At 58.9% G+C, this 21,818-nt stretch carries 19 protein-coding genes; 7 read left to right on the top strand and 12 right to left on the bottom strand.

The window, feature by feature from the left end; all coding sequences use genetic code 11:
- Positions 1-7 precede the first annotated feature (7 nt).
- Positions 8-1,369, top strand: coding sequence for an MlaD family protein (locus tag AC2FLX_RS14760; protein ID WP_480749995.1), 1,362 nt, complete (start codon positions 8-10; stop codon positions 1,367-1,369).
- Positions 1,366-2,028, top strand: coding sequence for an ABC-type transport auxiliary lipoprotein family protein (locus AC2FLX_RS14755; protein WP_480749994.1), 663 nt, complete (start codon positions 1,366-1,368; stop codon positions 2,026-2,028). The genes AC2FLX_RS14760 and AC2FLX_RS14755 overlap by 4 nt, the downstream gene beginning before the upstream one ends.
- Before the next feature lie 53 nt (positions 2,029-2,081).
- Here AC2FLX_RS14755 and AC2FLX_RS14750 read toward each other — a convergent pair whose 3' ends face one another.
- From AC2FLX_RS14750 to AC2FLX_RS14730, 5 genes are all read right to left on the bottom strand, one after another.
- Positions 2,082-3,680, bottom strand: coding sequence for an N-acyl-D-amino-acid deacylase family protein (locus AC2FLX_RS14750; RefSeq protein ID WP_496811048.1), 1,599 nt, complete (start codon positions 3,678-3,680; stop codon positions 2,082-2,084).
- A gap of 12 nt (positions 3,681-3,692) precedes the next feature.
- Positions 3,693-4,982 (bottom strand): TRAP transporter large permease, encoded by a 1,290-nt coding sequence (locus AC2FLX_RS14745; protein ID WP_480749992.1) that lies wholly within the window; start codon positions 4,980-4,982, stop codon positions 3,693-3,695.
- Positions 4,979-5,518 carry a TRAP transporter small permease gene (locus AC2FLX_RS14740; RefSeq protein ID WP_480749991.1) on the bottom strand — a complete coding sequence of 180 codons (540 nt, stop codon included), beginning with the start codon at positions 5,516-5,518 and terminating at the stop codon, positions 4,979-4,981. Before AC2FLX_RS14740 ends, AC2FLX_RS14745 begins: the two co-directional genes overlap by 4 nt.
- Positions 5,519-5,591: 73 nt before the next feature.
- Entirely contained in the window at positions 5,592-6,599 is a 1,008-nt protein-coding gene (locus AC2FLX_RS14735) for a TRAP transporter substrate-binding protein (protein ID WP_480749990.1), read from the bottom strand.
- Between the two features lie 163 nt (positions 6,600-6,762).
- Positions 6,763-7,686, bottom strand: coding sequence for a LysR family transcriptional regulator (locus AC2FLX_RS14730; protein ID WP_480749989.1), 924 nt, complete (start codon positions 7,684-7,686; stop codon positions 6,763-6,765).
- A gap of 95 nt (positions 7,687-7,781) precedes the next feature.
- Here AC2FLX_RS14730 and AC2FLX_RS14725 point away from each other — a divergent pair, with 95 nt between their 5' ends.
- From AC2FLX_RS14725 to AC2FLX_RS14705, 5 genes are all read left to right on the top strand, one after another.
- The gene (locus AC2FLX_RS14725; RefSeq protein WP_496811047.1) at positions 7,782-9,410 is read left to right on the top strand and encodes an amidohydrolase; all 1,629 of its coding nucleotides are present in this window, start codon (positions 7,782-7,784) and stop codon (positions 9,408-9,410) included.
- Positions 9,410-10,300, top strand: a complete 891-nt coding sequence (locus tag AC2FLX_RS14720; RefSeq protein WP_496811046.1) for a CobW family GTP-binding protein — start codon at positions 9,410-9,412, stop codon at positions 10,298-10,300. Before AC2FLX_RS14725 ends, AC2FLX_RS14720 begins: the two co-directional genes overlap by 1 nt.
- Before the next feature lie 169 nt (positions 10,301-10,469).
- Positions 10,470-11,429, top strand: coding sequence for a TAXI family TRAP transporter solute-binding subunit (locus AC2FLX_RS14715; protein ID WP_480749986.1), 960 nt, complete (start codon positions 10,470-10,472; stop codon positions 11,427-11,429).
- A gap of 79 nt (positions 11,430-11,508) precedes the next feature.
- Positions 11,509-14,130 (top strand): TRAP transporter permease, encoded by a 2,622-nt coding sequence (locus AC2FLX_RS14710; RefSeq protein ID WP_496811045.1) that lies wholly within the window; start codon positions 11,509-11,511, stop codon positions 14,128-14,130.
- Positions 14,131-14,142: 12 nt separating this feature from the next.
- Positions 14,143-14,568, top strand: a complete 426-nt coding sequence (locus AC2FLX_RS14705; protein WP_496746064.1) for a universal stress protein — start codon at positions 14,143-14,145, stop codon at positions 14,566-14,568.
- Between the two features lie 69 nt (positions 14,569-14,637).
- On the opposite strand, the gene AC2FLX_RS14700 is transcribed toward AC2FLX_RS14705, so the two are convergent.
- The 7 genes from AC2FLX_RS14700 to AC2FLX_RS14670 form a co-directional block, all read right to left on the bottom strand.
- Entirely contained in the window at positions 14,638-15,927 is a 1,290-nt protein-coding gene (locus tag AC2FLX_RS14700) for an amidohydrolase family protein (RefSeq protein WP_496811044.1), read from the bottom strand.
- An 8-nt stretch (positions 15,928-15,935) separates the two neighbouring features.
- Entirely contained in the window at positions 15,936-16,877 is a 942-nt protein-coding gene (locus AC2FLX_RS14695) for an ABC transporter permease (protein WP_496811055.1), read from the bottom strand.
- Positions 16,877-17,947, bottom strand: a complete 1,071-nt coding sequence (locus AC2FLX_RS14690) for an ABC transporter permease (RefSeq protein ID WP_496811054.1) — start codon at positions 17,945-17,947, stop codon at positions 16,877-16,879. Before AC2FLX_RS14690 ends, AC2FLX_RS14695 begins: the two co-directional genes overlap by 1 nt.
- Complete coding sequence (locus tag AC2FLX_RS14685) at positions 17,947-19,464, bottom strand: ABC transporter ATP-binding protein (protein WP_496875457.1); 1,518 nt, start codon at positions 19,462-19,464, stop codon at positions 17,947-17,949. The genes AC2FLX_RS14690 and AC2FLX_RS14685 overlap by 1 nt, the downstream gene beginning before the upstream one ends.
- A gap of 40 nt (positions 19,465-19,504) precedes the next feature.
- A complete protein-coding gene (locus AC2FLX_RS14680) occupies positions 19,505-20,494 on the bottom strand; it encodes a BMP family protein (RefSeq protein ID WP_496810589.1) in 990 nt (329 codons plus the stop codon).
- 206 nt (positions 20,495-20,700) lie between these two features.
- Complete coding sequence (locus AC2FLX_RS14675) at positions 20,701-21,471, bottom strand: ABC transporter permease (RefSeq protein WP_480749980.1); 771 nt, start codon at positions 21,469-21,471, stop codon at positions 20,701-20,703.
- On the bottom strand, positions 21,468-21,818 hold a 351-nt coding region (locus tag AC2FLX_RS14670; protein WP_496875456.1), incomplete at its 5' end, for an ABC transporter permease subunit. The genes AC2FLX_RS14675 and AC2FLX_RS14670, both read right to left, overlap by 4 nt.

Below are 21,818 nucleotides of genomic sequence, written 5' to 3'. Positions count from 1 at the left end.
GCAGCGGATGGAAACCAAGGCAAACTATATCCTGATAGGAGCCTTTACGCTGGCAGGCATTCTGGGCGTTTTCGGTTTTCTGTTGTGGCTCGCCAAGGTCGAGGTGAACCGCCAATACGCCTATTATGACATTCTGTTCGACGATGTCTCGGGCCTCGCGACCGCTTCAAGCGTTCGCTACAACGGCTTGCCCGTCGGTCAGGTCCTTTCGCTTCATCTTGACGACGACGATCCGTCAAAGGTGCGTGTACATATCGAAATCGACGCCGAAACACCGGTCAGGCAAGACACGATCGCTGAACTACAAGCCCTCGGCGTCACCGGCGTCAGCTATGTCGCGCTGTCCGGCGGCACGCCGGCTTCCGCACCATTGCCGTCCGGCGGCACCATAAAAAGCCGCCGAAGCGCGCTGCAATCGATATTCGAAGGGGCGCCTGAACTGATGAGCAAGGCCATTTCCTTGCTCGAAGACCTGCAATCCATCGTGAACGAGGAAAACCGAACCGCGGTTTCGAAGCTGCTCGAAAACCTGTCCTCTGCATCGGGCCGGTTGGATCAGGCCCTGTCCGATTTCGAAACGCTGTCCAAGGATCTGGGCGGCGCATCCCGCGAAATCGCGGCCTTTACCGACAAGCTGGGCAAGCTGACGGAAACGGCGGAAACCACACTCAACACCGCAACCACCGCATTGAACGATACGCGCGACGCGGCCGTTTCCACTCTGGATACGGCAAAACAGACCTTTGCCACTGCCGACGGGCTGATGAAGAACGAAATAACCGAATTCATCGGCAAGGGCACCGAAGTCGCCGAGACCGTCAATCGCGTGGTGGCCGAGGTGGGTACAGATGTGACCAGGGTTGCCGAACGCCTGAACGCGTTGTCCGACGAAGGCAGCGTGGCACTTGCAGTCGCAACCGAAACATTTTCCAACGCCAATGAGACCCTGTCAGACATCAGCAGCGCCATGGAAAGCGCCGGGACAACGCTGTCCTCTGCCAACGAGACATTCGAGTCGGTGAACAAGGTTGTGAACGAAGACGTCGGCCAGATCGTGACGGACTTGCGCGGGGCAATCGACACATTCAAAACCACCGTCGACAATGTGGCCAACAATGTCGACCGCATCGCCGACAACGTGCTGGACGCGTCACAATCCGCGTCGGATCTGATGGGGACGGTCGATGGCATCGTTCAACAGAACCGCAGGCAGGTTTCGGATTTCATGCGCGTGGGCCTGCCGCAACTGCAACGCTTTGTCGAAGAATCCCGCCGCCTTGTCGTCAATCTCGACCGTCTTGTGGACCGTATCGAACGCGACCCCGCACGCTTCCTTCTTGGCACTCAGGCATCGGAGTTCCGTCAATGAAACGATCTGACTTTCTTGCCCTCGTCATCGGGGGGGCTCTTCTGAGCGGCTGCACCGGTCTGGATACGCTTAAGAAAGCGGCAGAACCGAACGATCTTTATGTTCTGACCCCCAAAAGCACGTTTTCCGCGTCACTCCCGCGTCTCAGACAGCAGATCGTGATCGAAGAACCGACCGCTACGGCGGCGGTCAATACTGATCAAATCGCGGTCCAGCCCACGCCGCTTCAGGTTCAGTATCTGCCGCGCGCCCGCTGGGTCGACCGCGCGCCACTCATCGTGCAGGCATTGCTGATCGAAAGCTTCGAGAATTCCGGCAAGGTCGCTGCAGTCGGCCGTTCGACCGTGGGATTGCGGGCGGATTACGTGATCGTGCCGGAACTGCGCGAGTTTCAGGCTCATGCAATCGGCGGCGACGATCAGACGAAATCGCTACGCGTCGATGTCAGGCTGAACATCAAAATCATCGATACATACGAAGATCACATCATCGGATCAAATTCGTTCGAAAAAGCAATCATTTCTGCTTCGGACAAAGCTCCCGATCTGGCGATGGCCTTTGATCAGGCTTTGGGTAACGCGATGAAAAACGCGGTCGAATGGAGCATTCGCAGGATCCATTCCCATGCCGCACAGAACCCCAGACCGGATTTGTTGTGATCACCCGCCGTTGACTTATGTCTGGATCAGGTAGCGGGGATGACCCGGCTCTTTCAATGTGCGAATTCGCGCAAAACCGCCCCGGCGTTCTCGTTGGTCCTTGCACCGTTGCGCATGGCCATACGCCCGTTCACCATGACATGGGCAACACCTGACGCATAGCGCCTTGGATGACGCGCCGAACAGTTGCTGGCGATGCTGGCCGGGTCGAAGACGCAGATATCTGCCCTGTGTCCTGGCTCCAGACGCCCACGGTCCTTCAGCCCCAACCGATCCGCCGGGACAGAGGTTATGCGCCGGATGGCATCGGGAAGTGACAGAACCTTTCGGTCTCGAACATAATACTGAAGAAACCGTGCGGCCCAGCCATACCCGCTCAGCGATCCGACATGATCCCTGAGAATTCCGTCCCTGGCCACGGCGATAGTGTCGGAAATCACCGCGCATTCAGGCTGTTTCAGACACAGATCTATATCAGCGTCCCGAAATGACTTTGATGTCCAGAAGACGCCCATCAGATTGTCGCCCTCTTCCAAAAGGATATCGAGAACCGCATCATATGGATCAACGCCGCGCATCCGTCCGATCTCGGCAAAATCGGCACCGACCAGATCCTTGTTCACCGACGCGTTCAGCAGAACGATATCGCTCCATTTCCGGGCCTTCACGATCAGCCACATGGGCTGCGGATTGGCCTTGATCCTTGCGCGCTGTTCCGGATCCGAGAGGCGTTTCAGCACTTCGTCCAGTCCTCCCGCCTGCGCCCATTTGGGCAGGATTGCCGCCGTCAGCGTATGGTTCCAGTCATGCGGAATGACGTCAAAGGCTACGTCGACATCGTGGCGGCGGGCCAGATCGATCATTTCCAGCGTGTGCTCCATCGCATAGTCCGGCGCGCCGAATTTCGGCTGGATGTGCGAAATCTGCAGTTTCGCGCCCGATTGGCGGGCCGTCGCGATGGCTTCGGCAAAGCCCAGGTCATAGTGCGTATCGCGGTTTCTCACATGGGTTGCATAGAGCCTTCCGCGTTGAGCTGCCTTTTCACACATCGGCACCAGATGTTCGGGCGCGGCCAGAATTCCGGGCCAATACTCCAGACCGGTCGAAAATCCACCAGCTCCCTCCTCAAGCGCCTGTTCCACCATCCGGCTCATCCGGTCAATCTCGTCCGGCTCACCCGCCCGCAGCGCATCCCCCAGAACCGCGCGATGAATGCTGCCATGACCCACAAAGGCCATGACGTTTACGCCAAGCTCAGTGCTTTCCAGAGCATCCAGATAATCGCCAAAGCTGTGCCAGTGCGGATGATCGGCCTTGTCGGTGTACCACGGGGAAACGGCCGGGATCTCGCTGTGCCTGCACACGGGCGCACAGCTGATCCCGCATTGCCCGACAACCTCGGTCGTGACACCCTGGTGCACCTGGCTTTCGGCGCGCCCATCGGCAATCAGGGTGAAATCGGAATGCGTGTGCATGTCGACGAAACCGGGCGAAACGGCCAGCCCGCTGACGTCGATGATCTCTGCCGATCCGTTGTCTTCCAGTTGGCCAATTGCCGCGATCCGGTCGCGCGTAATACCAATATCGGCGGTGAAACTTTCCGCGCTCACTCCGTCGAAAACTTCACCGCCCTTGAGGATCAGATCGAACATCTCCTTATTCCCCTACTTTGCCGGCCCATAGACCCAGTCGGGCAGGAACAGGGTCAGATCCGGGATTAGGATCAGGATCACCATGCCGATGATATAGGCCAGAATGAACGGCAGCACGGCAACCGAAATCCGTTCGATTGAAACTCCGGAAATCCGCGCCGCGACCGTCAGGTTTGCCCCCAACGGAGGGGTCAGGAACCCGATCTCGCAGGTGATCACCGTGAACACTCCGAACAGGACCGGATCGATGCCCAACGACACGGCCAACGGCAGGAACACGGCGGTGAACAGAACGATCTGGGCCAGCGATTCCATGAAGGTGCCGATAAAGATGTAGAACACCCCGATCAGCAGCATCACCAGGATCGGGTTTTCGGTGATCGACGTGATCCCCTGTTGCACAGCGGTGGGCACGTCGTAGAACGCGGTCAATTGCCCAAAGGCCAGCGTAGGCGTCAGCAGGATCAGGATGCCGGTCAGCAAAGCCGTGAAACGCAGCGCCTCGACGATCTTTCTTGCGGTCAGTTCGCGATAGATGAAAAGCCCCACGAACAACGCGTAAAACACCGCAACGCCTGCGGCCTCGGTCGGCGTGAACGCACCACCATAAATGCCGCCGAGGATCAGCACCGGCGCTCCGATCGACCATTTTCCCTCCCAGGCGGCGTGAAGGAACGGCCGCCATGAAAACGGATGCCCCGTCCCGCCATAGTTCCGACGGCGGGCGATGATATAGGTGGTGACCATCAGCAGGATCGTCACCAGCACGCCCGGAATGAGCCCCGCCAGAAACAGGCGCGGGATCGATGTCTCGGACACAAGACCGTATATGATCATCAGGTTCGACGGCGGGATCAGGCTGCCAAGCGCTCCGGCGCTGGCGGTGATCGCGGCGGCAAATGGGACGTCATAACCGTCCCGCCGCATCGCCGGCACCGTGACAGAGCCGATGGCCGCAGTCGTTGCCGGCCCCGACCCGGACAATGCGGCAAAAAGCATGCAGGCAAAAACCGTCACAAGCCCCATCGACCCGCGATAGGCGCCAACCAGTTTGGTCGCAATTGCAATCATCCGGTTGGCCATGCCGCCAACCTCCATCAACCGACCCGCCAGAACGAACAGCGGGATGGTCAGCAATGGAAAAGGCGTCAGGCTGGAATACCCCGTCTGCGCCATCAACGTGTAAGGGATTTCTATGAGATAGAGCGCCAACGCAGTGGTTATGCCAACAGCCACGAAAAGTGGTGTGCCGATGATCGTAAGCCCGACGAAGGCAATCGCAAGAATGAGAAGCGGATTCACAGCTGATGCTCCTGCTCGTCGGTGGTTTCATCCCATTCCTCGTGCAGCATTCCCGGGATACCTTCGCCGCCATCCCTGTACCATGTCACATAGGTCTGGATCAGGCGCACGAGCATCAGCGCGTAACCGATCACAAGCACGGATTGCGGATAGAACTGGTCGATGCCCAGACTGGGACTGCGCGAAGTGAATTTCCACAACACGGCCAGATAATCCCAACTGACCCGGATCATGAAAATCGAAAACGCGGCCCATGCCAGATCGGCGGCAAAGATCACGATACGGCCCGTCCGCTCGGGCAGGGCTTTGACGCCAACTAGGATTCGGATGTGAAAGCGTTCGCGCACGCACAGCGAGGCCCCCATGTAGACAGCCCAGACCATGCTGATCGAGGCAATCTCTTCGGACCAGTGCAATGCGGTCTGAAACACATAGCGCGCGATCACTTGCGCAAAGACGCTAAAAGAAATCACCACGAGAGCGGTGCAGCACACCACTTCTTCGAAGTGCCGTTCCAGCCATTTCAGCGCTGACATATCGGGCACCTGTTCCTTGGGCTTGGTCAGATCAGGCAGGGCGCATGCAGCGCCCCGCCAAAGCGGCGGATCTTCAGTTGGCCGCCGCCTGAATGGCGTTGACGAGTTCCACGAAGTCTTGCCCACGCTCTTCTGCAAATGCCTGCTGCACCCCCTGAGCGGCGGTAATGAAATCGGCCTTGTCCGGCGTGGTCATCGCCATGCCGCCCTCGGCAACCAGCCATTCGCGGATTTCCTCGGTTTCCGAAGCGACCTGACGGCGCAGTTCCGCCCCTGCCTCGTTCGCGGCTTGCTGAACCATGGCGCGCTGTTCGTCACTCAACCGTTTCATGAAAGCGTCCGATGCAAAAAGCGGCGCCATCGCCACGAAATGTTCGAGGATGACAAGATGGGGCTCGAACTCATAGAACTTCATGTCGCGAATGAACGAGGTTCCGTTGTCGCCACCGTCCACGGTTCCGGTCTGCAAGGCGGTTGGTGTTTCCGACCAGGCCAGCGGCACCGGCTCTGCCCCAAAGGCTTCGAAGGTCGCAATCATCACCTCGTTCTTGGGAACCCGGATCTTCAACCCTTCCATGTCCGCCATCGTATTGATGGCACGCTGCGAGTTGTAAAAATCCCGATAGAGCGCCGGACCGAAGCTCAGCAAATGAACGCTGGTCTCGGCCTGCAGCCTGTCCTTCATGACCTGACCGACTTCACCATCGACCACCCGTTCCAGATGGTCCTTGTTCTGGAATATGTATGGCAGAACCGTCACATCCATCAGTGGCCAGTGCGGCGACACGTTGTTCGCAGTGATGAAAAATCCATCAACTGTTCCCAACTGCATCGCCTTGAACGCCTCGTCCTCTGTCGAAATCTGGTTGCAGCAACGCAACTTGACTTCGATCGCCCCGTCCGAGATCGCCTCAAGCCGTTCCTTGAACAGCGTACCGAAACGGCCATAGATGGAGGCTTCGGGCGCGCCGAAACCCAGGTTCATTGTCACATCGGCGGCCGCTGCCGGTAACGCCGAAAGGCTCAGCCCGGCGGCAAGCGACACTGAGGTAGCCAGTTTAATCAAAGAACGTCTGCGCATATCTCTCCTCCCTGACAGCACAATTCGCCCATCGGCCCGGTCCCCTTCTTGTTTGCGAGCGGCTGCTTTGCCGGACGTCGATCGACGTTGTTCCAAAGGCTAGCCGAAGCCCATACCTCCAGAAAACAGGGTTTTGTGAAGCGTAATGTCACATAAAATGCAGTTAAGGCCGAAGCAGAAGATGTTCGAACGCACCTTTCTGAGCCAGAGATTTGCCCGTGTCGATGATGGCACGCACTACGGCAGAATTCTCAAGCTGCGATGCATAGCCGATGCCGTAAACCGGTTCATCCACCTCGCCCGAGATGGGAATCGGAGTATATCCCCCCTGCCCGTCGCGGTCATTGGGTCCGCAGATGTTCAGGATCGCATAGCCGAACTTGGCGCCCACCAGACCGCGCAAGACAGCGCCCGACTTGGTGCTGTGGACAATATCCGGCACCAACCCCTGTTTTTGAAACATGCTAAGGAAATAATCCCGCGTTCCATGCACATCGAGCATGATCAGAGGTTGTTCGGAAAGCTCATCAAGTGTGACCGACTTGTGCTCGGACAATGGCGAATGATGCGGAACAAGCGCCCAGGGTCTGGCCCGGAACAAGGGGACAAAGCGGTTGTCGGGATGCGTGTAACGGCGATAGGTCAATACCGCATCCACTGCACCAGAACGCAGCAATTCGTTCACGACCAGCATGTCGCCTTCCATCACATCGATACGGATGTCGGGGTAACTGTCGGCGATGCAGCGCAGCAGCGGTGGCAGAACGTAGGGGGCCGTCGGTTCGTAACAGGCCAGCCGCAGCGTCCCCGTCGGATCACCGACAAGCGACAACAAGTCGGATTCGAAAACTCTGGATTGCTCAAGGAAAGTGGCGATCTGTTTGCCCGCCATCTGTCCCAATTCGGTCGAAATCAGCCCTTTGGCCGGTATCCTGCGAAACAGCTCCGCGCCAAGGCTTTGTTCGATATGATCGATCGCCGCCGTGATCGACGATTGCGAGATGTTCATCTCGACGGCGGCGCGCGCAATCGAACCTGTCCGCATCGCAGCATCGAAATAACGCAATTGTTTGAGCGTGAATTTCATCTCAATCCACCATTCAATATATCTTATTGAGAGGTTAAATCCATTTTGCCGTGGAATAAAGTTGCGATACTCCGGCTGTTACCCGGGAGGACAGCATGCAACCCACGACCGTTTTCCGTTGTTGCAAGATCATCACCATGGACCCGAACCGCCCCGAAGCGACCCATGTGGCCGTGCGTGACGGCAAGATCCTTGCCGTAGGCGATCAGAACTGCGCCTGGCCCGGCGATGAAACGATCCTCGACGACAGTCTGGCCGACGCGGTTTTGATGCCCGGTTTCGTCGAAGGTCACGCACACATGATGGCGGGCGCGATGTGGCGCTATGCCTATGTCGGATTTCACGACCGCATGGACCCGAACGGCGTCCTGCATCGGGGGCTTGAAGACATCCCGGGCGTGATAGAACGGCTGCGCCTGTATGATGCGGACCTTCCCGAAGGCCATGCGTTGATTGCCTGGGGGTTCGATCCGATTTTCCTTTCCGGGGAAAGGCTGTCGCGGCATCACCTTGATCAGGTTTCAACAACGCGGCCCATAGTTGTTCTGTTTTCGAACTTCCACCTGCTGTGTGCCAATTCGGCGGCTCTGACCGTGGCCGGATATGGCAGCCACACCAATGTCGAAGGTTTGGTGAAGGGTGCCGATGGCGAACCAACCGGTGAACTGCAGGAAATGGCAGCGATGTTTCCGGTCATGCGCCGGACCGGGATCGACTTTCGGGCACTGACCCAGACTCCAGAGATCATCCGCACCTATGCCCAGGTCTGTCTGAGGGCCGGGGTGACGACGACCACCGACCTGTTCGCGGAAATGGATGACGCGGATGTCGATGTTCTGCTCGACGTTACGTCCAAGCTGGACTTTCCCGTCCGTCTCGTCCCGGCCCTGGGCGCCACTGGCGGCGATCCCGCCGCGATTGCGCGCCGCGCCGTGGCGCTGAAGGCGCGATCGTCCGACAAGCTCCGTCTGGGGGCGGTCAAGCTGATGACCGACGGGTCGATTCAGGGCTGGACCGCGCGGGTGAAATGGCCCGGTTATGTGGGTGGACAACCCAACGGAATCTGGAACACGCCACCGGATCAGATATTCGCCCTGTGCGAGGCGATGCAAGAACACGGGGTGCAGATGCATATCCATGTCAACGGTGACGAGGCCTCTGACGTATCCCTCGCGGCTCTCGAGTCAGCGGCCCGCAAACACCCCTGGCCGAATGCAAGACATGTCCTGCAGCATTGCCAGATGATGGGGGCCGACCAGTTCCGGCGCTGCGCACGGCTGGGTGTCTGCACCAACATATTTTCCAATCATATCTGGTATTTCGGCGATCAGCATGCGGCCCTGACCATCGGCGAAGACCGGGCCTGCCGAATGGATGCGGCGCGCACAGCGCTGGACCAAGGTGTTCGGATCGCGATCCATTCGGACGCGCCTGTCACGCCGATGGCGCCCCTGTTCACGGCCTGGTGTGCCGTCAATCGCCAGACCCTGTCAGGCCGAATTCTGGGAGAAAACCAAAGGATCACAATACCGGAAGCCCTGCACGCGATCACACTTGGCGCGGCTTACACATTGGGATTGGACGGCGAAATCGGAAGTATCGAAACCGGCAAACAAGCCGACTTCACCATACTCGGCGACGATCCCACGACCGTTTCCGCCGACCGGCTCAAGGATATCGCCGTGCTTGGGACCGTTCTGGGCGGCAGGGTTCACCTGCTGTGATGCGATTGCCCCTGACGGTCATCGGCGGCTATCTTGGTGCGGGAAAAACCACCCTGATCAACCGCTTGCTTGGCGAAGATCACGGATTGCGCCTTTTGGTTCTTGTCAATGATTTCGGCGCGATCAACATCGACGCGAATTTGCTGGCGTCCGCCGATGCAGACACAATTGCGCTGACCAACGGCTGCGTATGCTGCACAATGGGGGCGGACCTGTTCATGACGATCGGGGACATTCTGGACCGCCCCGACCGTCCCGATCACCTGATCATCGAAGCCAGCGGTATCGCCGACCCGGCCGCCATCGCCAACGTCGCCAATGCCGAACCCGACCTGAGCTATGCCGGGATCGTCACGGTTGTGGATGCAAGACAAATCCAAGACCTTCTCAATGATGACTCCATCGGGCCTCAGATTGCCCGGCAAATCGCCGTGGCCGACCTTTTGGTGCTCAGCAAGACTGAAAAAACCACCGAAAACCCGCGCGACCATCTGAGGCCAATAAATACACATGCCCCAATAATCCAAGGTGACGCCCCCATCTCGCGATTGTTGTGGGAAATCACCCCGCGCCCGTTTTCGAGTAAAACACCGCCCCATCCGGCCTATACCGCGTGGTATTGCGAAAAGGCATTTGCCGAAGACCGGCGGTCACTGCAGGAAAAGCTCGATCGCCGGCCAGCCGGCATCTATCGCCTCAAAGGTTTTGTCGAAACCCGCGAAGGGCCTTATCAGGTGCAGATTGTCGGACGGGTCTGCGAGATGCGGGCCATCGTGGATGACACCAGCACCGGCCTGGTCGCACTGGGCCTTGCCGACCGTGTGACCGAAGCCGACATTGAACAATGGTGGCGCGGTGATACCGATCAGACAGCTGGTGTTCGGCGCTGAACGTAAAAAACACCGCACCACGCAGTCACATTCCATATCCGGCAAGCAAAAAACGCTGACGTGACGGCAAGTTGCGCTGAAACCTTGCCAGATCGTGCCATAGAGGCTCTACTGTCAGGGCCATCAATTCCGGCAAATAACAAGAAATTTAAGTCAGGGAGTGTGTAAAATGAAAAACCTCGTACTTGGAGCCGCGGCCGTTCTGGGCATGTCCGCCGGTGCAGCTTCGGCGCAGGAGTTCATCTCGATCGGAACCGGAGGTGTGACAGGCGTCTACTATCCAACAGGCGGCGCAATCTGCCGTCTGGTGAACAAGTCGCGCAAAGAGCACGGCATCCGCTGCGCCGTCGAATCCACCGGTGGCTCGGTCTATAACATCAACACCATCAAGGCCGGCGAGCTTGAGTTCGGCGTTGCCCAGTCCGACTGGCAATACCACGCCTTCAACGGCACCTCGAAATTCGAAGGCGATGCCGCGTTTCCGGGCATTCGCGCCGTCTTTTCGGTTCATCCCGAACCGTTCACCCTTCTGGTGCGCGCCGACAGCGGCATCGACAGTTTCGAAGGCCTGAAAGGCAAGCGCGTCAATGTCGGCAACCCCGGTTCCGGTCAACGCGCCACGATGGAAGTGGTGATGAATGCATTCGGCATGGGAATGGATGATTTTGCTTTGGCCACAGAATACAAGGGATCGGAAATGGCCAAGGAAATCTGCGACGGCAATATCGACGCGATGATCTATACCATCGGGCATCCGGCGGCGGCCATCAAGGAAGCCACCACAACCTGCGACGTGAAACTGGTCAGCGTCACGGGCGAGCCGATCGACAAGCTGGTGGGCGACAATCCCTATTACCGTGTCGCGACGATCCCCGGTGGCATGTACGCCGGGAACGATCAGGAAACGACTACCTTTGGTGTTGGCGCAACATTCGTGACCTCGGCCGATGTGTCGGATGACGTGGTGTATGTCGTGGCAAAATCGGTGATGGAGAATATTGACGATTTCCGTCAGCTTCACCCGGCCTTTGAAAATCTTGACCCCGCGGAAATGGTCAGTGACGGTCTCAGCGCACCCCTGCACCCGGGGGCGGAACGCGCCTATAAAGAACTCGGTCTGATGCAATAAGCGTCAACTTCCAACACATCGGATGCGCCCGGCAGCGGGCGCATACCCATTGGCGAAACGCCGTGGACAGGGGGACGACATGACTGACCAGACCCAACCCGAACGCAGCGCTGACGACATGGTTGCCGAGGCCGACACCGGGGCAAGAAACCCGGTGGGCTGGCAGGGCCGGTTGATCATCGGAACCTGTATCGTGTGGTCCCTTTTCCAGCTTTACATCGCGTCAAAAATACCCGGCATCATCGCCCAATCGACCGGCATCGGGATTTTCGCCAATATCGTCGCACAGGCCCGCTTTGTGCACCTGGCCTTTGCCATCATGCTGGCGACGCTTGCTTTTCCGCTTTTCAAGACCTCTCCGCGCGACCGCATACCCGTCTATGACTGGGTCTTGCTGATCCTCGGCGTGGGCGCTTGTCTGTATCTGGTGATCTTCCGGTTCCAGATCGCCGACCGCCCCGGCCTTTGGACCCCCACCGACATCGCGGTTTCAGCCACCGGGATGTTCGTTCTGATGGTGGCCGTCTATCGCTCGCTCGGATTGCCGCTGGTCGTCATCGCCAGCTGTTTCATCCTGTTTGCCTTTTTCGGCGGATATTCGGAATGGGCCCGCAACATCACCAATTACGGCGGCGCATCACTGTCCAAGGCCCTGGGCCATTACTGGATGCAGACCGAGGGGGTTTTCGGGGTGGCGCTCGGCGTCTCGACCACGATGATTTTCCTGTTCGTCCTGTTCGGCGCTTTGCTGGATCGGGCGGGTGGCGGCAACTGGTTCATCAAGGTCGCCATCGCCATGCTGGGCGCCCTAAGGGGCGGACCAGCCAAGGCTTCGGTGCTGTCCTCGATGATGACCGGCATGATCTCGGGCTCATCCATCGCCAACACGGTCACCACCGGGACGTTTACTATCCCCCTGATGAAACGGATCGGCTTTCCCGCCGAAAAGGCCGGCGCGGTCGAGGTGGCGTCATCCACCAACGGTCAGCTGACCCCGCCGGTTATGGGGGCCGCGGCCTTCCTGATGGTGGAATATGTCAACATTCCCTATATCGATGTGGTCAAACACGCCTTTCTGCCGGCGGTCATCAGCTATATCGCACTGCTCTACATCGTGCACCTTGAAAGCCTGAAGATGGGGCTGGAAGGCCTGAAAAAGGAAGGTCGCAAGATCGGCGTCCTGATGATCCTGATCCTGTTCCTGTCCGGTTTCATTTTCCTGGGCCTCTGCACCTTCCTGATGATCGGTTTGCGCGCCCTGCTCGATCCGATCATGACCGAAAGCGTCTATGGCGCCGTAGCCATCGTCGCGGGTCTCTATCTGATTCTCGTCTACATTTCCTCCCGTTATCCGGACATCGAAATCGACGACCCGAACGCCCCGGTCCCGGCGGCGCCACGACTGACACCGACGCTGATTGGCGGAGCCTATTTCGCGCTGCCGATCTTCATCCTGATCTGGAATCTCATGGTGCGCACCGACAGCCTGGAGCGGCTTTCGCCCGCCCTGTCCGCCTTCTGGGCCACTGTCTTCATGATCATCATCGCCCTGACTCACCGCCCGATCAAAGCGTTTTTCAGGGGCCAGGATTTCGCCGGTGAAACCCTGCACGGCTGGAATGACTTTGTTCAGGGTCTGATCCTCGGCGCGCGCAACATGATCGGGATTGGCGTGGCAACGGGTGCGGCCGGTATTATTGTCGGAACCATCTCCTTGACCGGCGCGCATCAGGTCATAGGTCAGGTGATCGAGGTCATCTCGGGCGGCAACCTGATGATATTGCTCGTTCTGGTCGCCGTTCTGTCGCTGATCCTCGGCATGGGGCTTCCGACAACGGCCAATTACATCGTTGTCTCGTCTCTGATGGCTCCGGTCATCGTGTCGGTGGGGGCGCAGTCCGGCCTGATCGTGCCGCTGATTGCCGTTCATATGTTCGTCTTCTATTTCGGCATCCTCGCCGATGACACGCCGCCGGTCGGCCTTGCGGCATATGCGGCGGCGGCCATATCGCGGGGCGATCCGATCAAGACGGGCATTCAGGGCTTTGCCTATGACATCCGGACAGCGCTTTTGCCGTTCCTCTTCATTTTCAACACCGATCTGTTGCTGATCGACGTGGGTCTCGCCAAGGCGGTGCTGGTCTTTTTCGTGGCCCTTCTTGCGATGTTGTTGTTTGCAGCGGCCACGCAGGGTTATTTCGTGGCCAAATCAAGAGCATGGGAAAGCGTGGTGTTGCTGTTCATCGCCTTCCTGCTGTTCCGGCCCGGGTTCTTCCTGGATCAGGTCAGCGAACCTTATGCAAGCGCCGATGGACCCGCAGCCATTGCGCTGATGGCCGATGCCGATGACGGCCAGGACATCCGCATAACAATTGCAGGCCCGGATTTCGACAACGCCGAAATTCGCCCGACCACGATCGTGATCCCGGCTGTTGCCGGCGATGCCGAGGCCGCACTCTCGGCTCAGGGCCTGTCCTTCATCGAAAGCGGTGACGCCTTGGAAATGGAAGAACCGTTTGGCGGGCCCTTCGGATCGCTCAGCATCGATTATGACTTTTACGGCGATACCCCGGTTCATCTGGTAAAGGCCGAGATAGAAAACGACCGAATGCCGAAAGAAATCTTCTTCATCCCTGCCCTGCTGCTGCTGGCAGGCATCGTCATGATTCAGCGGCCTCGCGCCACGCAACCCGCATTCTGAGGGAGTATGGCCATGTTCAAGACCCTACTGATAGCCGTCGACATCAGCGACCCTCTTGGAGCGGCGCGCAGCACACAAGCCGCAGTCAACATGGCGCGTGCCGAGAAAGCGACCTTGCATGTGCTGAACGTCATTCCCGACAGCGGCATGGCGATCGTGGGCGCAATGCTTGGACCGGATCATTCGAAAAAGATTGCAGATCAGGCCAAATCCGAACTCGAAACCTGGGCCAGGGATGCAATCCCCCCCGATATCGATGCGCGGCTGCATATCTCGCATGGCACGATCTATGACCAGATCATCAAGGTCGCCGATCAATTGGGTGCCGATGCGATCTTTGTCGGCGCGCACCGGCCGGAATTGCAGGACTATCTGATAGGCCCGAATTCCGCCCGCGTGGCCCGACATGCGCGACAATCCGTGTTCGTCGTTCGGTGATATCCGCCCTGACGGCCGCGCGTTCGCCGAAAAAACCGGCGCCCAATCAATGCGAATTCGATGGGCGGTCTAACGCACTGCACTCGACACCATGGCTTCGTTTATTGTTCTGCGCGTTGTGCCTGTTTCCAGCGTAGACATGATCGGCTCGGATCTGGCGATGACTTTTCCGCTTCGGACCACCACCAGACGGTGCGCGCGCAGCCGTATCGCTTCGATCTTGTCTGCCGCCTGCAACAGAACGAAATTCGCCCTGCACCCTTCGGCAACACCGTACCCTTCCAATCCCAGTATTTTGGCGGGGTTTTCCGTCACCGCATCAAAGCACCAATCCATATCCGCTCGACTGGAAAGCTGACCGACGTGAAGCCCCATCATGGCCACATCCAGCATGTCGGCCTTGCCCAGCGAATACCAGGGATCCATCATGCAATCCGACCCAAATCCAACGACTATTCCGGCGTCGCGCAGCTCACGAACGCGGGTCTGCCCCCTGCGCTTGGGATAAGTGTCGTGCCGACCCTGAAGCATGATGTTGATCAACGGGTTCGGGATGGCGTGAACCTGCGCTTCTGCCATCAGGGGGATCAGCTTCGAGACATAATAGTTGTCCATCGAATGCATCGACGTCAGGTGCGATCCGGCGACCCGACCCTGCAGGCCAAGCCGCTGGGTCTCGAAAGCCAGGGTTTCGACATGTCGGCTGAGAGGATCGTCACTTTCATCGCAATGCATGTCGACCATCAGCCCGCGCTCTGCCGCGATCTCGCATAGCAGCCGCACCGACTCAGCCCCATCCGACATCGTGCGTTCGAAATGAGGGATGCCCCCCACGACGTCCACGCCCATGTCCAGCGCCCGCACCGTGTTCCGCATCGCGGTCGGATCACGCAGAACGCCGTCCTGAGGGAACGCGACCAGCTGCAAATCAAGGTAATCCTTGACCCTCTCACGCACCTCCAATAGGGCCTGAACCCCTTTCAGTTCGTCGTCGCAAGTGTCCACGTGGCTGCGGATTGCGCCGATGCCCTTCGATATGGCCAGATCACAATAGCGCAACGCACGTTCGATGATGTCATCGACCGATTGAATCGGTTTCAGCTCACCCCAAAGCGCGATGCCCTCCAGCAACGTGCCGGACATGTTCATGCGCGGAGTGCCCAGCGACAATGTCGCGTCCATATGGAAATGAGGATCAACAAAGGGCGGCGACACCAGGTACCCGCCTGCATCGATCTCCTCTCGCGCCTCTGCGGCGATGCCGGGTTCAATCGCGGTGATCCTGCCGCCCTTGCACCCGATATCCAGACCCTTGCGGCCATCTGTGAGGCTGGCATTTCTGACAATCAGGTCGAACATCTCATCTCCTACCTCTGCCCCTTGAACCACGGGGTCAACAACGCGCGGGGATAGTCGGCCGAGCGGGCGGCAATCACAAGCGCGATGATTGACAGGATATATGGGGCCATCAGGAAAACCTGGCCGGGCACCAGGGCGCCCATTTCCGTTTGCAAACGCACCTGCAATGCATCGAACGCCCCGAACAGCAATGCGCCAAACAGCGCCTTTCCCGGTCGCCAGCTTGCAAAGATAACCAGCGCGATGCAAACCCAGCCGCGCCCGTTGACCATGCCAAAGAAAAAGGCGTCAAACGCGCTCATCGTCAGGAATGCGCCGCCAAGCGCCATCAGCGCGGACCCCGCAACAATGGCCCCGATCCTCAGCCCATAGACGGACAACCCCTGCGCATCGACGCTGTCGGGGTTGTCTCCGACCGCCTGAATGGCGACCCCCAGGGCCGTGCGGTTCATGACGTACCAAACAACCGCCACCATCAAAAGCGCAAGCCAGGTCAATGCCGTCTGCTGGAACAGAACCGGCCCGATGAATGGCAGGTCTGACAGGACAGGCAGATCGATGGGCCGGAAAGGCTCGATCCTCGGAGGAGAAGAAACATTTGGCAATGCCGTGCGATAGGAAAAGTAACTGACCGACGTGGCAAACAGCGTAATCCCAAGGCCCGAGACGTGCTGCGACAACCCCAGAGGGACAGTCAGTATCGCGTGCATCAGGCCAAAGAAAGCGCCTGCCAGCGCGGCCACCAGAACGCCCCCCCACAACCCCGCCCCCAACCACACGGCCATCCAGCCACTCATGGCGCCGATCACGAAAATACCCTCGATCCCGAGGTTGAGAACGCCAGAGCGTTCGCAGATCAACGCCCCCAGAACACCAAATATCAGCGGCGTGGCAATCCGCAGCGACGCCGCCCAGAAGCTTTCGCTCACAAGAATGGTCAGAAGATCCATCATGTCCGCGCGCTCCCGGAATGGGTGCGAACGACCCGGTATCTGGCGATGAAGCCTCCGACAAGAACACACAACAGTGCGACCGACACCACGAGATCGGCAAGAAAGGACGACACACCCAACGCGCGGCTCATGGAATCCGCTCCAACGAAAACCGAAGCGATGAAAATGGCCGCAACCACCACGCCCGCAGGCGACAGCCCCGCCAGCATGGCGACCACGATACCGGTATACCCAAAGCCCGGAGACAGATCGGACGTCACATACCCTTTCAGACCGGCAACCTCGCTGACGCCGGCCAACCCGGCCAATCCGCCGGAAATGACCGCAACGCCAAACAGCGAGCGGTTCACGTTGATGCCGGCATGCCGGGCGGCGGCGGCATTCTCGCCGACAGCCCGAAGCTTGAACCCCCAAACCGAACGCGCCAGCATGAATTGCGCGATGGCCGCCAGCACCAATGCCAGCAACAGCCCGGAATGAACCCGCATGCGATCCACCAGCGGCGGCAGCATGCCCTGATCCAGCACCGGTGCCGATTGCGGCCAGCCAAGCCCCATCGGGTCCTGCAATGGGCCTTCCAGCATCATCTGGAGAAAGATCAGAATGATGAAATTCAACAGAAGGGTCGTCACAACCTCATCTGCCCCGAAACGCACCTTCAGAAAGGTCGGCCCGACCATGCCGGCCGCTCCCGCAGCTGCGCCCAATACAATGATCAGCGGTACAAGAAAGACACCGGGAAGATCGACTGCCCCCGATCCGATGGCGACAGCCGCCATGGCGCCAAGGTAAAGCTGCCCCTCGGCCCCGATATTCCAGAGTTTTGCGCGAAAGGCGAGTGCCGCCGCCAAGCCGGTGAAAATCAAAGGCGTGGCGCGTGTCAGCACCTCGGAAATCGCAAAGACCGATCCAAAGACGCCCTTGATCATTTCCCCATAAGCGATGATCGGATTGGCGCCCGCGGCCATCAAGGGGATCGCCGCGAAAGCCAATGACACCGCCGCCGACAAGATCGGAATACCCACCGCGTACAAGCGGGACGGATTTTCCCGTGGCTCGATCCGTATCATGCCGTCTCTCCTGCCATCATCAGACCAATCCTTTCCCGGTCATGGCTGGCGGCAGTCACAAGGGTTCCGTCACGGATAACCATGATGCGATCCGCAAGGCCCAGAATTTCATCCAGATCCTCAGATATCAGCACGACACCCGCACCGCGTTCGCGGGCCTCCAAAAGCCGTCGCCCGACTTCGGCCGCAGCCCCCATATCAAGGCCACGCGTCGGCTGGTTGGCAAGGATCAGACGCGGTGCTCGATCAAAGACGCGCGCCAGGATCAGTTTCTGGATGTTGCCGCCGGACAGCAGGCGTGACGCGACATCGACCCCCGGACCGCGCACGTCATAGGCTTTGGACAGCTTCTCGGCATTTCCCCGAATTGTGTCCTTGCGCAAAAGACCACCAGATTGAATTTCGGGATCGTCCAGCCGTTCGATCACCAGATTTTCCGCCACCGTCATCGCCCCCACGATCCCTTCGTGATGGCGGTCTTCGGGAATGCGCCCGACACCGGACCGTATCATGACGGCAGGGCTGGGTTTGACAATCTCTTCCCCGTTCACGCGAATGGTGCCTTCTATTGGCCGGACAAGGCCCGAGATCACATTGGCCAGCGCGCCCTGACCGTTTCCCGAAATACCAGCAATGCCAAGGATTTCGTGCGCATGCACGGTCAGAGTCGCATTTTTCAACGTGTCGCGTTGCGAACGGCCCGCGACCGAAACGCCCTCGATCGACAGGACAGGCGCGCCGGGGGCCATCTGCACCCGGGCGACCTTCGGTGTATCGGCACCAACCATCATGCCCGCAATGGCCTTTTCGTCCGCCTCGGATGTGGCCATTTCCCCGACTTTCCGCCCATGTCGCAGGACCGCAATCCTGTCCGAAAAAGACAGCACTTCCCGCAGCTTGTGGCTGATGAAAATGACGGCCAGACCTTCCTTGGTCATCAGCTTGATATTCTCGAAAAGCGCATCCGCTTCCTGTGGGGTCAGCACGGCGGTGGGTTCGTCCAGAACCAGAATGCGCGCATCCCGATAGAGCGCCTTGAGTATCTCGACCCTTTGCCGCTCGCCCACGGAAAGGCGACCAACGGGCACATCCAAAGGCGCGCTGAGACCACTTTGCGTTATGATGTCTTCGATTTTCCGGCGCGCGGCTTGCCGGTTCCGGCGCAATCTGCGCAAGGGTTCCGACCCCAGCGTGATATTGTCCAGGGCGTTTATGTTTTCGGCCAGAGTGAAATGCTGATGCACCATGCCGACACCCGCCTCAAGCGCGGCCTGCGGGTGACCAAGCGGCAGGGCGCGCAGCGTTCCGCCGCTGTCTGCCACTTCAACCGTGCCCGCGTCCGGCAGGTAATGTCCGAACAGCATGTTCATCAGCGTGGTTTTGCCCGCGCCGTTTTCCCCCAGAAGCGCCAGCACCTCGCCGCGCTTCAAGGTCAGGCTGACATCATCGTTGGCCACTACCGGGCCGAACCGCTTGCACAGCCCGGCAAGCCTGAGAACCGTGGTCTCTGTCATTGGAAAACAAGGGCCGGCGGTTTCGCCGGCCCCCATGAAATCAGTTGTCGGAAACCGGGCGGGCATCGTTCACGTTGACACGGAACAGCCCGTCCAGGATCTCGGTTTCGCGCGCGTTCACGGCATCGATCACGTCTCCCGAGACCAGGTTCTCATCCAACACCAGCGAACCGCCGCCATAGGCCATAAAGCTGTACTGGCCGTAATCAGCAGCCTCGAACGATCCGGCAGATACGTTGGCAATCGCTTTGTCGATGGTGGGCTCCATGTGCCAGAGCGCCGAGGCCATGATCGTCCCCGGATAATCCTGCGAGGTGTCGATCACGTTTCCGACCGCCTTGACCCCGCGTTCGACCGCAGCGTCCGACACGCCAAAGCGTTCGGCATACATGATGTCGGCCCCTGCATCCATCATCGCAAAAGCGCTTTCCTTGGCCTTGGGCGGGTCGTACCAGCTGTCTATGAAATTCACGATGAACTTGACGTCCGGGTTGGTTTCCCGCGCGCCTTCCATGAACGCATGCATCAATCGGTTCACTTCGGGAATGGCATAACCCCCGACCATACCGATGACATTGCTTTCCGTTGCGGAACCGGCAACCATGCCGGTCAGATAGGATGGTTCGTGAATCCAGTTGTCAAAGACAGAAAAGTTCGGAGCGACCGGACCAAAGGAAGACCCCATCAGGAACGCGGTGTCGGGATAGTCCTTCGCCACCTTCCGCGCGGCGCGTTCCAGACCAAAGACTTCACCAACGATCAGTTGCTGCCCCTGCTCTGCATACTCGCGCATGACCCTTTCATAATCCGTATTTGCGACGTTTTCCGAAAACACATATTCGATGTCCCCGCGTTCGGCCGCAGTGTTCAATGCCTTGTGTATGCGGCTGATCCACTGCTGTTCCACGGGAAGCGTATAGATTGCGGCCACCTTCACCTTGTCGGCAGCTGCGGTTCCGGCGGTTAGGAGGGTCGAGGCGGCAACAAACGCTGCAAGCATCACCCTTCGAGTGACTTTACGTATTCTCATTTTCCTCTCCTGTTTTTTGATAAGCGTGCATTTTTTGACCAAATAATCAATTATTTTCGGTGGCGCGCCTCCACGAAAACGATGAGGACAGTGAAAACCCTTCGCCTCCCGCTGCCTGGCTATCCGATCCAACTGAGATTTTGCAGACCGCCTGAAAAGGCGGTCCGGCATTGTCGCGGCAGACAATTGGCCCACCTTCCCCGGCTTCAGGTCGGCACCCTTGCTTCAAGCCACCGGAAGAACAACGCGATGATGCCCGCAATGACCATGTAAACCGCCGCCAGCAACAAAAGCGGTTCATAGACGATGAACGTATCCGCCCGCACGCGCGAGGAAACCGCATAGATTTCGATCACGGTAATCGTGGCAACCAGCGGCGTCGCCTTGAGCTGCAGGATCGTTTCACCGCCCAGCGTCGGCAAGACGTTTCTGACCGCCAGCGGCAGCCAGATACGGCGGAACATGGTAAATCGAGGCATCCCAAAGGACTTGGCGGCCTCCAACTGACCCTTGCCGACCCCGGCGAAAGCGCCGCGCATGACCTCTCCCTCGTATCCGGCATAGGACAGGGTCAGCGCCAGAACCGCATAGGGCCAGGCCTGACGCAGATATGGCCACAGCTCGCTCCCCCTGATCCAGGGATACTGGGGAAACAGCGAGCCAAGCCCATAGTACAGCAGCCAGATTTGCAACAGCAGCGGCGTACCCCGGATAATCGTGCAAAAGATCCGTGCAGGCGCGGCCAGATACCACGGGCCAATGGCCTGCGCCAAACCCAGCGGCACCGCAAGCAAGAACCCCAGCACCGTCGTCACCACCAAAATCCAGATCGTGCGCCAAAGCCCCTCAAGCGCCAGCGGCATGTATTTCGGAATCCAATCCCACCGCAACGTCAGGGCGCACCACAGCACGAACAACGCAAAAAGACCCATAAGAACCAAACGGTGCGGTTGCAGCAGCGCGCGCAGGTCGATCATTTTGCGCCGCCTTTCAGTGAGGGCTGACCACGCCGCGCCCATTTCTCAACCCAGCCGAACACCGCACCCGAACACAGGGTGATCGTCAGATACAGTGCCCCTGCCGCCATGAAAAAGGTGAAATAGGCGCGTGTGCTGCTGGCCGCCTGCCGTGTCTCCAGGGTAAGCTCGGAAAACCCGACAATCGCCAAAAGCGCGGTATCCTTGGTCGCAATAAGCCACAGGTTCGCCAACCCCGGCGTGGCAAAGGACATCATCGCCGGAATCGTCACGCGCCTCATGATCATGAATGCGGGCATGCCAAACGACCTGGCCGCCTCGATCTGTCCCGGCGGAACCGCCTTGAT

This window comes from Ruegeria sp. YKSF57 (genome assembly GCF_059612585.1).
Note: the sequence above shows the minus strand (reverse complement) of the source record. Positions and strands in the feature narration are given on the sequence as shown.

Excerpts from the sequence above, each read along its gene's own strand:
- AC2FLX_RS14740 (WP_480749991.1), bottom strand. The coding sequence starts at position 5,518 with ATGTCAGCGCTGAAATGGCTGGAACGGCACTTCGAAGAAGTGGTGTGC.
- AC2FLX_RS14715 (WP_480749986.1), top strand. The coding sequence starts at position 10,470 with ATGAAAAACCTCGTACTTGGAGCCGCGGCCGTTCTGGGCATGTCCGCC.
- AC2FLX_RS14695 (WP_496811055.1), bottom strand. The coding sequence starts at position 16,877 with ATGGATCTTCTGACCATTCTTGTGAGCGAAAGCTTCTGGGCGGCGTCG.
- AC2FLX_RS14675 (WP_480749980.1), bottom strand. The coding sequence starts at position 21,471 with ATGATCGACCTGCGCGCGCTGCTGCAACCGCACCGTTTGGTTCTTATG.
- AC2FLX_RS14725 (WP_496811047.1), top strand. The coding sequence starts at position 7,782 with ATGCAACCCACGACCGTTTTCCGTTGTTGCAAGATCATCACCATGGAC.
- AC2FLX_RS14705 (WP_496746064.1), top strand. The coding sequence starts at position 14,143 with ATGTTCAAGACCCTACTGATAGCCGTCGACATCAGCGACCCTCTTGGA.
- AC2FLX_RS14730 (WP_480749989.1), bottom strand. The coding sequence starts at position 7,686 with ATGAAATTCACGCTCAAACAATTGCGTTATTTCGATGCTGCGATGCGG.
- AC2FLX_RS14720 (WP_496811046.1), top strand. The coding sequence starts at position 9,410 with ATGCGATTGCCCCTGACGGTCATCGGCGGCTATCTTGGTGCGGGAAAA.
- AC2FLX_RS14750 (WP_496811048.1), bottom strand. The coding sequence starts at position 3,680 with ATGTTCGATCTGATCCTCAAGGGCGGTGAAGTTTTCGACGGAGTGAGC.
- AC2FLX_RS14755 (WP_480749994.1), top strand. The coding sequence starts at position 1,366 with ATGAAACGATCTGACTTTCTTGCCCTCGTCATCGGGGGGGCTCTTCTG.
- AC2FLX_RS14680 (WP_496810589.1), bottom strand. The coding sequence starts at position 20,494 with ATGAGAATACGTAAAGTCACTCGAAGGGTGATGCTTGCAGCGTTTGTT.
- AC2FLX_RS14760 (WP_480749995.1), top strand. The coding sequence starts at position 8 with ATGGAAACCAAGGCAAACTATATCCTGATAGGAGCCTTTACGCTGGCA.
- AC2FLX_RS14700 (WP_496811044.1), bottom strand. The coding sequence starts at position 15,927 with ATGTTCGACCTGATTGTCAGAAATGCCAGCCTCACAGATGGCCGCAAG.
- AC2FLX_RS14735 (WP_480749990.1), bottom strand. The coding sequence starts at position 6,599 with ATGCGCAGACGTTCTTTGATTAAACTGGCTACCTCAGTGTCGCTTGCC.
- AC2FLX_RS14685 (WP_496875457.1), bottom strand. The coding sequence starts at position 19,464 with ATGACAGAGACCACGGTTCTCAGGCTTGCCGGGCTGTGCAAGCGGTTC.
- AC2FLX_RS14710 (WP_496811045.1), top strand. The coding sequence starts at position 11,509 with ATGACTGACCAGACCCAACCCGAACGCAGCGCTGACGACATGGTTGCC.